The organism is Nonomuraea rhodomycinica (assembly GCF_013363995.1).
Classification (GTDB): Bacteria; Actinomycetota; Actinomycetes; order Streptosporangiales; family Streptosporangiaceae; genus Nonomuraea; species Nonomuraea rhodomycinica.
The window spans coordinates 124,351-138,138 of record NZ_JABWGO010000004.1; the positions used below are offsets into that span (position 1 = coordinate 124,351).

Below are 13,788 nucleotides of genomic sequence, written 5' to 3' on the forward strand. Positions count from 1 at the left end.
GAAGGAGCTGTTTCGATGACCGACACCAAGAGCCAGATCCTCGGCTTCGTCCGCGACCGGTACCCGCAGGCCGAGATCACCGAGTCGCAGGACATCTTCGCGCTCGGCTTCGTCAACTCGCTGTTCGCGATGGAGCTGGTGATGTTCGTCGAGAAGACGTTCGGCGTCACCATCCCCAACGAGGAGCTGCGGATCGACAACTTCCGCACCGCGAACTCGATGTCCGAGCTGGTGAGCCGGCTCCTGGCCGAGCCGGCCGTCGCGTGACCGTCACCGGCGTGGCGCCGCCCGCCGCCGCTCCGCCGGTCCCGGCCGCCGTCACGGCGCGGGTGACCGACCGGCGCTCCGCGCGGGCGTTCGTCGACACGCACGTGGCGCCGTACGCCGACGCCTACGACCGGGCGGGACGCGTGCCGGAGGAACTGCTGCGGCGGGTGGCGGAGGCGGGCCTGTGGGCGCCGTTCCTGCCGCCCGAGGCGGGCGGGGCCGGCATGGACTGGGTGACGCTCGGCGAGGTCCACGAGGAGGTGGGCCGCGGCTGCTCCTCGCTGCGCAGCCTGCTCACGGTCCACACCATGGCGGCGTGGACGGTGCAGCGCTGGGGCAGCCCGGAGCAGCGCGAGCGGTGGGCGCCCGCGTTCGCCGCCGGTGAGCGGCTGGGCGCGTTCTGCCTGTCCGAGCCGGGCGCGGGCAGCGACACCTCGGGCATCACCACGACCGCCGCCGAGTCCGGCGGCGGCTGGGTGCTGAACGGCGTCAAGAAGTGGACGACCGGCGGCCAGCGGGCGGACGTGTTCCTCGTGTTCGCCCGCACCGCGGCCAGCATCGGCGCGTTCCTCGTGCCGAGGGACACGCCGGGCGTGCAGGTGCGGCCCATCGACGACATGCTCGGCACCCGCGCGTCCATGCTCGCCGAGATCAGCTTCACCGACGTGGTCCTCGACCGGGACGCGCTGCTCGGCCCGAGCGGCTTCACCGCCGGCATGGTGCTCACCGGCACCCTCGACCTGGGCCGCTACAGCGTGGCGGCCGGGTCGGTCGGCATCGTCCAGGCGTGCCTGGAGGCGTCGGCCGCCTACGCCGCGAGCCGCGAGGTGGGCGGCACGCCGCTGGCGAAGCTGCCGCTCATCCAGGCCAAGCTCTCCGACATGGTGACCGACGCGCGGGCGGCCCGGCTGCTGCTGGCCGAGGCCGGCCGCCTGAAGGACGCCGGCGAGGCGTCCACGATCATGGCGACGTGGGTGGCGAAGTACTTCGCCTCCACCGCCGCCGCCCGGCACGCCTCCGAGGCCGTGCAGATCCACGGCGCCAACGGGTGCAGCACCGACTACCCCGTGGCGCGCTACTACAGGGACGCCAAGGTGATGGAGATCATCGAAGGCAGCAACGAGATCCAGCGGATGACCATCGCTGGCCAGGCCGATCGGGAGAGGACCGGATGAGCGTCACCGCGGAGAGCCCGGACGCCGGCGTCGCCCTGCTCGCTCGCAAGCCGGCGCGGGGCCGCATCAAGTGCATCGTGTGGGACCTCGACAACACCCTCTGGAACGGCGTGCTGCTGGAGGACGGCGAGGTGCACGTCCGGCCGGCCGTCGTCGAGCGCATCCACGAGCTGGACCGCAAGGGCATCCTGCACTCCGTGGCCAGCAAGAACGACCGTGACACCGCGCTGGCGCAGCTGCGCGCCCTCGGCCTGGAGGAGATGTTCCTCCACCCGCAGATCGGGTGGAACCCCAAGTCGGAGTCGATCCGCAGCATCGCCAAGGCGCTCAACCTGGGCCTGGACGCGTTCGCGTTCGTCGACGACCAGGAGTTCGAGCGGGCCGAGGTGGCGCACGGCGTGCCGGAGGTCACCTGCGTCGACATCCTCGACCTGGAGGAGGCGCTGGCCCGGCCGGAGTTCCAGCCCCGGTTCGTCACCGACGAGTCGGCGCAGCGCCGCCACATGTACCGGGGGCAGATCGCCCGCGACGAGCTGGAGCAGGACTTCGTGGGCACCAACGAGGAGTTCCTCGCCAGCCTGGAGATGGACTTCACCATCGCCCCGGCCGCCCGCGAGGACCTCCAGCGGGCCGAGGAGCTCACGGTCCGCACCAACCAGCTCAACTCGACCGGCCGCACCTACTCCTACGACGAGCTGGACGAGCTGCGCGAGTCGGACGACCACCTGCTGCTGGTGGCCTCGCTCACCGACAAGTTCGGCAGCTACGGCAAGATCGGGCTGGCGCTGGTGGAGAAGGGCGCCGACGCCTGGCGGCTCAACATGATGCTCATGTCGTGCCGGGTGATGTCGCGCGGGGTCGGCATGGTGCTGCTCAACCACATCATGCGGCTGGCCGCCGAGGAGGGCGCGGCCTTGCGCGCCGACTTCGTCGAGACCGGGCGCAACCGCATGATGCAGGTGACGTACGCGTTCGCCGGGTTCAGGGAGGTGGAACGGGACGGGGCGCACGTGGTGCTGGAGGCCGACCTGAGCGCGGTGCAGCCGCCCCCGCCGTACGTGCGGCTCGAAGTGAGGACGACATGACCGTCGGCGAGTTGGTGAGTGACGAGGCGCTGGCGCGCTGGCTGCCGTTCCGGGGGCTGACCGGCACCGAGCCGGGCGCGCTGCCGATGTACTGCCTGCCGCACGCGGGCGGCGCCGCCTCGGCGTTCCGGGTGTGGCAGCGCAAGCTGCCCGGCGTCGCCGTGCAGCCGGTGCAGCCGCCCGGCCGGGAGAGCCGCCACAAGGAGCCGCCGTACCTGCGGATGGCGCCGCTCGTGTCGGACCTCGCCGACGTCGTGCTCGCCGACGTGGAGCTGTCGGCGGCCGGCCGCCGGTACACCCTGTACGGCCACAGCCTGGGCGCCATCGTGGCGTTCGAGCTGGTCCGGGAGATCCGGCGGCGCGGCGGCCCCGAACCGGTGCACCTGTTCGTGTCCGGCTCCGACGCCCCGCACGTCACGGAGGAGCCGGGGCCGCCGGTCGGCGGGATGAGCCGGCCCGAGCTGGTGGCGCTGCTGCGCGGGCTCGGCGGCACCCCGGAGTGGCTGCTGAACGACCCCGAGGCGCTGGACATGGTGCTGCCGTCGGTGCAGGCCGACTTCACCGTCAAGGAGACGTACGTCTACCAGGAGGAGCCGCCGCTGGAGGTGCCGATCTCGGCGCTGTGCGGGGAGACCGACCCGCGGGTCTCGCCGGTGAAGCTGGCCAGGTGGCTGGACCAGACGGCCCGCGAGTTCCTGCTGCACGGGTTCGACGGCGGGCACTTCGCGGTGTTCGAGCAGGCCCAGCGGACCCATCGCATCCTGGCGGAGGCGCTGCGGCCGTGGGTGTGACGGCCCGTCCGGTGACGGTGCGGGAGTGGCTGCCACTCCCGCACCGTCCGCGTGTGGAGCCCCTGGCGGTCGAGGTGTGGAAGGTGCGGCTCGACCGTCCCGCCCGCCCTGAGTGGCGGGACTGGCTTTCCGCCGCCGAGCGCGACCGGGCGGCGGGCTTCGCCGACGCGGGGGAGCGGCACCGGTACGTGGTGGCGCACGCGGCGCTGCGCTCCGTGCTCGGGCGGCTGTGCGGCGTGGCCCCGGAGGACGTCAGGCTCACGACGGAGGAGTCCGGCCGGCCATGCCTGCCGGCCGGACCTGACTTCAACCTGTCGCACTCCGGCGCGTGGGCCCTGGTCGCCGTCGCCGCGCCGGGCACGCGCGTGGGCGTGGACGTCGAGCGGATCCGCGCCGACCTCGACCATCTGGAGCTGGCCCGGCGGATGTACCAGCCGGAGGAGGCGGAGCGGGTGCGCGAGCGCGGCCTCGAGGAGTACTTCCGGCTGTGGACCGCCAAGGAGGCGTACGTCAAGGCCACCGGCGCGGGGCTGGCCGGCCTGCGCGGCTGCCTGGTCACCGACACGGGAGAGGGGAGCGCGACGGTCTCGTCGCGCTCCCCCGGCCGGGGGCCGTGGCCGGTGCGGTTCCTCGACGTGGCCCCCGGCTACGCCGCCGCCCTGGTCACGACCGCTTGGACACCGGCACCACGTACCGGGTGAACACCAGGTCCCGCAGCACGTCGTCGCCGCCCTCGACGATCGAGACGTACCTCATGTCGCGGGCCAGCTTGCCGATGACCGACTCGTGCGTGTACCCCAGCCCGCCGAACATCTCCGACGCCGTCGAGGCGATCTGCCAGCCGGTCTGCCCGCAGAACATCTTCGTCGTCAGCGCCTGCTTCAGCGTGCCCGTGCGCAGGAACTCCTCGCCCGCGTCCGGCCGGGCCGCGATCGCGTCGTACGCCCGCGCCGCGGCCAGGCACTGGTTGGTCATGACCTCGATCTGCATCTCGAACTGCCCCAGCCGGGAGGCGAACACCGCGTTGGCCGTCAGCGGCGCCCCCTTCACCGACTTGGTCTTGCCGTAGTCCATGCACACGTCACGGATGCGGCGGGCGACGCCGAGCGCCGTGGTGGCGATGAGGATGCGGCTGGCGTTCAGCCCCACCTCCAGCAGGCGCAGCCCGTTGCCGCGCAGCACGTTGGCCGCCGGCACGCGCACCCCCGACAGCGACACCTGGTAGGTGGCCGACGAGCGCAGCCCGATGACGTCCCACCGCTTGTCCACCGTGACGCCCGGGGTGTCGCGCGGCACGAGCACCGCCAGGTAGCCCGACGGGTCCTCCTGGCTGCGCGCGATCACCACGAGGAACTGCGCGAAGCCCGTGTTCGTGGAGAACGCCTTCTGCCCGTCCAGGACGACCGTGTCGCCCTCGACCCGGGCCGTCGTCGTCATGCGGGCCAGCTCGCTGCCCGCCGCGTGCTCGCTGCCCAGCGTGGCGGCGAAGCCGTTCTCCGCCACCAGCCGGCCGAGGTGCCGCTCCTTCAGCTCCTCCGAGCCGTACCAGGTCACCATGCTGGTAGTCAGGATCGGGATGAACAAGGTGAACGCCACCCCGGCGTCGTGGTAGGCCAGCTCGCTGGTGATGCGGACGCTCTCCTCCAGGCCGAGGCCGAGCCCGCCGTGCTCCTTGGGCAGCCACCAGTTGGCCAGGCCCGTCCCGGCGAAGCGCTCGTACAGGGGCAGCGGCGCCTCGGCCAGCGAGTCGAGGTGGGCGTCGTTGCCGGTCAGCTCGCGCCGGGCGAAGCCCTGGACGGCGCGCAGGTACTCGGGCTGCTTCATCGGCTCACTCCTGCTCGTCGCGCGCGTCGAGCAGCTCGGCCAGCTGACGCACCGTCGGGCACTCCAGCAGGCCGGTGACCGGCACGGACGCGTTCAGCTGCTTGCGGACCCGGGTGGTGAGCTCGATCGCGAGCAGCGAGTGGCCGCCGAGCTCGAAGAAGTTGTCCAGCGCGCCGATCGGCTCGATGCCGAGCACCCGCGACCAGATCGCGGCGAGCGTCGCCTCGGTGCCCTCGCGCGGCTCGACGTAGGCGTTGTTCAGCTCCGGACGCGGGTGCCGCTCCTGGTCGTCGTCATCGTCGCCGGCCTCGTGGATGTCGCCGGTGACCCACTGCGCCAGCCGCGCCTCCAGCGGGCCGGTCGAGATGACGAAGTGCCCGGCCCGGTCGGCCGCCGACAGCGCCCGCTCGAACACGGCCACGCCCTCGGCCGGGGTCATCGCGTAGTCGACGACCGCGCCGCTGTGCCCGGCCACCCGGTCGGGGTCGATGTTCCAGGTGTCCCAGTCGACGGTCACCCACCGTCCGGCGCCCTCCGTGCGGGCCGCGCGCACGTAGGCGTCCAGCGCCGCGTTCGCCGCCGCGTACGGGGCGAGCGTCATGCCGCCCAGCACCGACGCGATGGACGACAGCGTGATGCGCCGGTCGGGGCACTGCCCGCCGAGCACCTTCTGCAGCACGTGGAAGCCGGTCACCTTGGCCGCCAGGTGCGCGTCGCACTGTTGACGGTCCATCAGGTGCGCGAAGTTGAAGTACGCGCCGTCCTGCACGCCCGCGCCGTGGACCACCACGTCGATCGCGCCGAAGCGGGCCAGCGCCTCCGCCACGACCGCGCGCATCGCCTCCTCGTCGGCCACGTCGGCCGACAGGGCGAGCACCGTCGCGCCGCGCGCCTCCAGGTCGCGGACGTTGGCGATGTGCCGGGCCGTGCGCTCCGCCCCGGGCGGCACGTCCGCGAGGAAGGCGTCCCACTCCTCGCGCGGCGGCAGCGCCGAGCGGGCCGTGAGCACCAGCCGGCAGCCGTACGTGCTCGCCAGGTGCCGGGCGAGCACCAGGCCGACGTCGCCGAGACCGCCGGTGATGAGCACGGTGTCGCCGTCGCGGAACCCGCGCTCCTCGGGGGCGGGCTCCTCCACCGGGTACTGCCGGTAGTCGCGCAGCCAGGTCTCGCCCGCGCGCAGCGCCACCGGCCCCTCGTGCGGGCAGACCGCCGCGGCCAGCACCTGATCGGCCAGCGCCGCGAGGTCCCGGCCCGGCTCGGCGCCGTCCACGTCCACGCTGCGGCAGCGCAGCCGCGGGTTCTCCTGCTGCAGGCTCGGCGCGAGGGCGGCGAGCGTGGAGTGCTCCGGGTGGCGCAGGTCGGCGCCGGAGACGCCCACCGCGTACGAGGTGAGCAGCACCAGCTCGGCCCGCGGCGCCGAGCCCGTGTTGTCCACCAGCTCCCGCGCCAGGGACAGCGCTGTGTAGAAGCCGCGGGCCTGCTCGGCCGTGAAGTGCTCCACCGGGTCGGCGCCCGGCGCGGCCTCGGGGCTCGCCAGGCTGAAGCCGTGGACGATCGCGCGCGGCGCGCTCACCAGCGAGTGGAACAGCTCGGCCACGTCGTCGGCCTTGCCCGGCCGGATCGTGAAGTCGCCGGCGTCGTCCTGGCCGAACCGGTCGCCGGCGCGCACCGCCGTCACCTCGGCGCCGGCCCGCGTCAGCCGCTCCACCAGGGCCTCGCCGCGCTCGTCGCCGGAGAACACCAGCCACGGGCCCGCCAGGCGCAGCCGCTCGTCCAGGCCCGCGAGGGGCAGCGGATGGGGCCGCCAGGTCGGCAGGTACGTCCAGTGCCGCAGGTCGAAGTCCTTGCCGGGGCCCTGCTGCTGGGCCTGGGCCTGCGCCGCCGGGTTCGGCTTGATCCAGAAGCGGCGGCGCTGGAACGGGTAGGTCGGCAGCTCCACCCGGCGGCCCTCGCCGCCGTGCAGCGCCGGCCAGTCGATCGCCGCGCCCGCCAGCCACAGCCGCGCCACCGTGGCCAGCAGCCACTCGGCGGCCGGGGCGCCGCCGTCCGGCGCGACCACGACCTCCTCGGCGGCCTGCCCGGCGCCGTCGCCCTTCAGCACGTGGACGCCCACCCCGCCGAGCCCGTCGGCCAGCGCGGCCAGCGCCTGCTCCCGGTCCCCGCCCGGCGCCCCGCCCGACGGCGTCCCGGCCGACAGCGTCCCGCCCGACGGTGCCCCGGCCGACGGCGCGGTGATCCTCGCGGCGCCCGAGGGAGAGCCGCCGGTGCGCAGCAGGGCGTCCACGGCCGCCCGCAGCTCCGCCCACCAGGCGTCCGGCACCCCCGAGTCCGGCGCGCTCAGCCGCACCTTCGGGTTGCGCCGCTGCGTCTTGCCGCCGATCCACCGCGACGGGTCGCCCAGCGCGGCCACCGCGTCGTCCCGGTCGCGGCACACCACCGCGCGCCGCAGCGCGAAGCCGCCCCGCGACACCTGCAGCGTGAACGCCACGTCCGCGAGGTCCTCGCCGGCCGCCTCCTCCGCGAGCTCCGTCAGGTGCGCCCGCAGCCGCTCGGTCACGTCCGTGAGCGCCTGCTCGTCGGCCGCCGAGAGCACCAGCAGGTGCGGCCCCGGCCGCGCCGGGCGGGCCGGCCGCGGCGGCGCCTGCTCCAGCACGACGTGCGCGTTCGTGCCGCCCAGCCCGAACGAGCTGACGCCGGCCCGGCGCGGATGCGGCCCCGCCGTCCACGGCCGGTGCTCCCTCAGCACCGTGAACCGGTCCTGGGCGCTCGCCAGAGCCGGGTTCGGCGTCTCGTAGTCGGGGGTGCCCGGCAGCAGCTCGTGCTTGAGCGTCATGGCGGCCCGCATCAGCCCGGTCACGCCGGAGGCGCGGTCGAGGTGGCCCAGGCTCGGCTTCAGCGAGCCGAGCACGCACGGCGTCTCCCGCGTCTGCGCGAACACCCGGTTCATCGCCGCCAGCTCGATCGAGTCGCCCAGCATCGTGCCCGTCGCGTGGCACTCCACGTAGCCGACCGTGTCCGGCTTGACCCCGGCCACGCCCAGCGCCGACTCGATCACCTCGGCCTGGCCGTCCACGCCCGGCGCGGTGTAGCCGGCCCGCAGCCGGCCGTCGTTGTTGGCCGCCGACCCCAGGATGACCGCGTGGATCACGTCGCCGTCGGCCAGCGCGTCGGACATGCGCTTGAGCGCCACGACGCCGGCGCCGCTGCCCATCACGGTGCCGCTCGCCTCGGCGTCGAAGCTGCGCACCCGGCCGTCGGGCGACATGATGCCGCCCTGCTCGTACAGGTAGCCGGACGGCTGCGGCAGCGGCGTGAACGCGCCGCCCGCCACGGCGATGTCGCACTCGTACGTCAGCAGGCTCTGGCACGCCAGGTGCACCGACACGAGCGAGGTCGAGCAGAACGTCTGCACCGACACGGCCGGCCCGCGCAGCCCCAGCTTGTACGACACCAGCGAGGCCAGCGAGTCGCGCTCGTTGCCCACGGCCATGAGCAGCGCGCCGCCCGGCTGGCCGGTGAGGTGCTGGATGTTCTGCACGATGTAGTCGGGGAACCCGCAGCCGCCGAAGACGGCCACCTGGCCGGGCACGTCGGTCGGGCAGTAGCCGGCCGCCTCCAGCGCCTCCCACGAGCACTCCAGGAACAACCGGTGCTGCGGGTCCATCGTCTCGGCCTCGCGCGGGTTGATGCCGAAGACGGTCGCGTCGAAGCGGTCGAGGCCGTCGAGCGGGCCGCCGACGCGCACGTACCGCGGGTCGGCGAGCCGGCCGGGCTCGACCCCGGCCTCCCGCAGCTCCTCGTCGGTGATCGCGCGCAGGCCCTTCACCCCGGCGAGCAGGTTCGTCCACAGCTCGCCGACGCTCGCGGCGCCCGGGAAGCGCCCGGACATGCCGATCAGCGCGACCGCGGAGTCGTAGTCGGTTCCGTTGTCGGTCATGAGGTCCTTCCGCTTCTGAGCATGGTCCGGCGCTGGGCGATGCGGGAGCGCTGCTGGTCACGGGCGTCGGCCGGCTGCTCCTCGGGCTCCTGGCCGGCGCGGGCCGCCTCCGCGAGGGAGGCGATGGTGGGCGCCTGGTAGAGGATGTGCGGCGGCAGGTAGGACAGCTCCAGCGCCCGCCGGACCTCGGCGATGATCTCCATGCCGAGCAGCGAGTTGCCGCCGAGCTCGAAGAAGTTGTCGTGCACGCCGACCTGCTCCAGGCCGAGCGCCTCGGCCCACACGCCGGCGATGGTCTCCTCGGTGGGCGTCTGCGGCTCGACGTACGCGGTGGACAGGTCGGGCCGGGGGTGCCGGCCGAAGGCGTCGCGGATCTTCTTGACCGTGGCCTGGTGGCTCTCGATGGACGACCTGCGGCTCATCGCGACCAGCGGCGCGAAGTCCTGCGTGGAGGCCACCACGTGCCGCTCGCCGCTGGCCAGCACCCGCAGCAGCGTCTGCCAGCCCTGGTCGAAGGTGAGGCCGAAGTTCTCCCGGTACCACGTGAAGTACTGCTTGGAGCCCTCGTCGTAGTTCTCCAGGCCGTCGGTCCAGCCGTTCCACGTCCACTCGCACCAGTCGACCGAGGTGACGTGGACGCCGGGCAGCTCGTCGCTCAGCGCGAACGCGTCGAGGAAGGCGTTGGCCGCGCAGTAGTCGACCTGGCCGGCGCCGCCGCCGGTGGCCGAGGTGGTGGAGGAGTAGAGGGCCAGGAAGTCGACCGGCACGTCCCGCAGCACCTCGGCCAGGGCCAGGGTGCCGCCGACCTTGGGGGCGAGGACGCGTTCGATGTCCGCGGCGGTCTTGAACTGCATGAGGCCGACCGCGGGCACGCCCGCGCAGTGCAGGACGCCGTTCAGCTCGCCGAACCGCTCGAGCGCGGCGTCCACCGCCCGGCGCGCGTCCTCGACGCGCGACACGTCGCCCGCGACGGTCACGACCTCGGCGCCGGCCGCCTCCAGCCGCAGCAGCCCCTCCAGGCGGCGGCGCACCTCGGCGGCCGTGCCGTCGGAGGCGAGGATCGCGGTCCACTGGTCGCGCGGCGGCACGGGGGTGCGGCCGAGCAGCACGAGCCGGGCCTGGAACTGCTCGGCCAGCCGCTCGGCCATGGCCAGGCCGATGCCGCCGAGCCCGCCGGTGACGATGTACGCGCCGCCGGGCCTGACCCGGGCCACCGGGGGATGCTGCTCGATGACCGAGGCGTCCAGGGCCTCGTAGTCGGGGATCCAGCGCCCGCCGCCGCGCAGGGCGACGACCTGGTCGGCCGGCTCGGCCCGCAGCTCGGCCAGCAGCGCCCCGCCGGACAGGCCGCCCGGCTCCACGTCGATGAGGCGGGTGGTGACGCGCGGGTACTCGACGGGGATCAGCCGGGTCGGGCCGAGCAGCGTGCCCCGCGCGGACGCCACCCGGTCGCCGGGGTGGACCCGCTGGCTGCCGGTGGTGACGATGTCCAGCGACCAGCCGGGCAGGCCGAGGTCGCCCGCGGCCTTGGCCAGGCCGACCAGCGTGTGCAGGCCGCGCTGGAGGCAGTCGGGGGTGGACTGGCCGGGGTCGGCGCACCACAGGTGGACGACCCGGTCGGGCACCCGGTCGGTGGCGGCCAGCTCGCGCAGCGCGGCCAGCGCGTCCTCGGGGGAGCCGGGCCGTACGGTCAGCCCGTCCGGCCCGGAGGAGAACGCCTCGCCGGGACGGACCGTCACCACCTCGCGGCCGGTGTCGCGCAGGTGCGCGAGCAGCGGCGCGGCCACGGCGTCGGTCGCGCCGTCCGTGTAGAGGAGCCAGCGGGCGGCCTCGTCCTCGCGGGGCGGCCGGAGCGTGGTCTGCCGCCACACCGGCGTGTGGATCCAGCGGGTGTCGGGCAGCCGCGGGTACGCCCTGGCGATGCTCGTCGGGTCGCTCTCGTCGAACACCGGCGTGCCGCCGGAGGAGCCGAAGGCCGACTCGTCGATCTCCAGCCAGTACTCCTGGTGCTCGAACGGGTAGGACGGCAGCGGCACGCGGCCGGGGGCCCAGCCGGTGTCCTCGTGCAGGGCGGCCCAGTCGACGGTGACGCCGGTCAGCCAGAGCCGGCCGACGGCGGTGGCCAGCGCCGCGCCCGCGTCCTGCGGGTCGTTGGCACCGGGCAGCGTGGTGACGATCAGCGGCCACTGCGCGCGGTCGCACGCCGGATGGCCGCGGGTCAGCGCGCCCAGCGACTGGCCGGGGCCGATCTCGGCGAGCGCGAGGTCGGCGATGCCGAGCACCTTCTCCAGCGCGGCCCCGAACTCGACGGTCTCGCACATGTGCCGCGCCCAGTAGCCCGGGTCGGTGACGACCTCGGCGGTGGCCAGCTCGCCGGTGACGTTGCTGAGGTACGGCAGCGCGGGCGGGTTGAGGGTGATGTTGTCGCTGATCCAGGCGGTCAGCTCGGCGGCCACCGGCCGGAGCATCCGGGAGTGGAAGGCGTGCGTGGTCTCCAGCCGCCGGTGGCCGATCTTCAGTTCGCGCAGCGTGGCCATGGCCGCCTCGACGTCCTCGGCCGGGCCGGCCAGGACCGTCTGGGAGCCGGTGCGCACGGCCACGTCCAGCCGCTCGCCGTACAGGTCGCCGAGGACCGTGCGCAGCCGCCGCTCGTCGGCCGAGACCGCGAGCATGGCGCCCTCGGGCTGGGAGGTGATGAGCTTGGCCCGGTAGGCGACCAGCCGCAGCGCGTCGGGCAGCGACAGCACGCCGGCCAGGCAGGCCGCCACGTACTCGCCCAGGCTGTAGCCCACCATGATCTCCGGGGTGACGCCCCAGCGGATGAGCTGCCGGGCCAGCGCGTACTCGGCGACGAACACGGCCGGCTGCACCAGGTGGGCCTCGGTGGTGGACAGCGGCGCCGCGGGCTCGGCCCGGCCCAGCAGCCGGGCGAGGTCGCCGGCCCCGGTGCCCCGCTCGGCGGGGGTGAACACGTCCGAGAGCTGCGCCGCCTCGGTCAGCCCGAGCACGGCCAGGCACTCGTTGACGTCGGCGCGGAAGCCGGGCTCCTCCGCGTACAGCTCGGCCACCATGCCCGGGTACTGCTCGCCGACCCCGGCGATGAGGAACCCGGTCCGGCGGCCCACGGTCGCGTCGTTGCGGCCGAGCGCCGCGGCCGGGTCGGCGAGGCGGGCCGCGGCCTCCTCCGTGGTGCCCGCGACGACGAACCTGCGGTGGTTGAACACCTTCCGCCCCACCTGGAGCGTGTACGCGACGTCGCCCAGGTCGTCGGCCGTGTCCGTGAGCCGCTCGGCGAGCCGGGCGGCCGAGCGGTCGGCGGCCTCGGCCGAGCGGGCCGAGAAGGGCAGGATCTGCCACCGGCGCGAGCGGGGCCGGCGCGGCTCCGGCTCGGGCGCCTCGGCGACGATGACGTGCGCGTTCGTGCCGCCCATGCCGAGGGAGCTGACACCCGCGATGCGCCGCCGCTCGGGGGTGCGCGGCCAGGGGGTGACGTCGGCGGTGACGCGGAACGGGCTGTTGACGAAGTCGATCTCCGGGTTGGGGGAGCGGTAGTGCAGGGTGCCGGGGATGAGCTCCTTGCGCAGCGACTGCACCACCTTGATCAGGCCGGTGACGCCGGATGCGCGGTCGAGGTGGCCGACGTTCGGCTTGATCGAGCCGAGCACGCAGTACTGCCGGTCCGGGGTGGAGCCGAACGCGCGGGTCAGCGCGGCCACCTCCATCGGGTCGCCGACCTCGGTGGCGGTGCCGTGCGCCTCGACGTAGGAGATCTCGGTGGGGTCCACGCCGGCCCGCTTGATCGCGGCGGAGACGCAGCGGCGCTGCCCGTCCACGCTCGGTGCGAGGTAGCTGAACTTCATCGCGCCGTCGTTGTTGATGGCCGAGCCGCGGATGACGGCGAGCACGGTGTCGCGGGCGGCCAGCGCGTCGGGCAGCCGCCTGAGCATGACCACGGCGGCGCCGTCGCCGAACATGCTGCCGCGGCCCTCGGCGTCGAACGTGCGCACGTGCCCGTCGGGCGACTCCTGGCCGCCCTCCTCCCACAGGTAGCCGATCCGGTCCGGGATGCGCACCGACACCCCGCCCGCGATCGCCATGTCGCACTCGCCGCGCCGCAGGCTCTCGCTCGCCAGGTGGACGGCCACCAGCGAGGTGGAGCAGAACGTCTGCACGGCCACGCTCGGGCCGTCCAGGTCGAAGCGGAAGGAGACGTTCGTGGCCAGCGCGTCCTTGTCGTTGCCGATCATCAGGGCGGAGGTGTCGATGCCCATCTCGAACGCCCTGAGCCGGGTCAGCAGGTAGCCGCTGATGTTCATGCCGGCGAACACGCCCACACTGCCCCGGCCCTCGGGGGTCGCGTACCCGGCGGACTCCAGGGCCTCCCAGACGCACTCCAGGAAGATGCGCTGCTGCGGGTCGGCGAGCGTGGCCTCGCGCGGGTTGTAGCCGAAGAAGCCGGCGTCGAAGCCCCGGATGTCGTCCAGGATGGGCCGGGAGCGGACGTAGTTCGGCTGCTGGAAGGTGGCGGGGCTCACGCCGGCGCTGATCAGCTCGTCGTCGGTGAACCTCGTGAACGACTCGACGCCGGTGCTGATGTTGCGCCAGAACGTCTCGACGTCGGCCGCGCCGGGGAAGCGGCCGGACATGCCGATGACGGCTATGTCGGCCTCGCCCGCTGGATGGTGCTGGTCCATCAACATGCCCCTCTT

At 74.2% G+C, this 13,788-nt stretch carries 8 protein-coding genes; 5 read left to right on the plus strand and 3 right to left on the minus strand.

The window, feature by feature from the left end; translation table 11 throughout:
• Nucleotides 1-15: 15 nt before the first annotated feature.
• The 5 genes from HT134_RS19260 to HT134_RS19280 are packed head-to-tail and all read left to right on the plus strand — an operon-like array spanning nucleotide 16 to nucleotide 4,019.
• Entirely contained in the window at nucleotides 16-267 is a 252-nt protein-coding gene (locus tag HT134_RS19260) for an acyl carrier protein (RefSeq protein ID WP_175601810.1), read from the plus strand.
• Nucleotides 264-1,442 (plus strand): acyl-CoA dehydrogenase family protein, encoded by a 1,179-nt coding sequence (locus HT134_RS47685; RefSeq protein ID WP_312888237.1) that lies wholly within the window; start codon nucleotides 264-266, stop codon nucleotides 1,440-1,442. Before HT134_RS19260 ends, HT134_RS47685 begins: the two co-directional genes overlap by 4 nt.
• Nucleotides 1,439-2,527, plus strand: a complete 1,089-nt coding sequence (locus tag HT134_RS19270; RefSeq protein ID WP_175601811.1) for an HAD-IIIC family phosphatase — start codon at nucleotides 1,439-1,441, stop codon at nucleotides 2,525-2,527. Before HT134_RS47685 ends, HT134_RS19270 begins: the two co-directional genes overlap by 4 nt.
• Nucleotides 2,524-3,318 (plus strand): thioesterase II family protein, encoded by a 795-nt coding sequence (locus tag HT134_RS19275; protein ID WP_175601812.1) that lies wholly within the window; start codon nucleotides 2,524-2,526, stop codon nucleotides 3,316-3,318. Before HT134_RS19270 ends, HT134_RS19275 begins: the two co-directional genes overlap by 4 nt.
• Before the next feature lie 53 nt (nucleotides 3,319-3,371).
• On the plus strand, nucleotides 3,372-4,019 hold the full coding sequence (locus HT134_RS19280) for a 4'-phosphopantetheinyl transferase family protein (protein ID WP_175601813.1): 648 nt from the start codon (nucleotides 3,372-3,374) through the stop codon (nucleotides 4,017-4,019).
• On the opposite strand, the gene HT134_RS19285 is transcribed toward HT134_RS19280, so the two are convergent.
• Genes HT134_RS19285 through HT134_RS19295 form a run of 3 tightly spaced genes read right to left on the minus strand, consistent with a single transcriptional unit; the run spans nucleotide 3,982 to nucleotide 13,773 of the window.
• Nucleotides 3,982-5,142 (minus strand): acyl-CoA dehydrogenase family protein, encoded by a 1,161-nt coding sequence (locus HT134_RS19285; RefSeq protein ID WP_175601814.1) that lies wholly within the window; start codon nucleotides 5,140-5,142, stop codon nucleotides 3,982-3,984. The two genes, HT134_RS19280 and HT134_RS19285, sit on opposite strands and share 38 nt — an antisense overlap.
• A gap of 4 nt (nucleotides 5,143-5,146) precedes the next feature.
• Entirely contained in the window at nucleotides 5,147-9,079 is a 3,933-nt protein-coding gene (locus HT134_RS19290) for a type I polyketide synthase (protein WP_175601815.1), read from the minus strand.
• On the minus strand, nucleotides 9,076-13,773 hold the full coding sequence (locus HT134_RS19295; RefSeq protein WP_175601816.1) for a type I polyketide synthase: 4,698 nt from the start codon (nucleotides 13,771-13,773) through the stop codon (nucleotides 9,076-9,078). The genes HT134_RS19290 and HT134_RS19295 overlap by 4 nt, the downstream gene beginning before the upstream one ends.
• Nucleotides 13,774-13,788 lie beyond the last annotated feature (15 nt).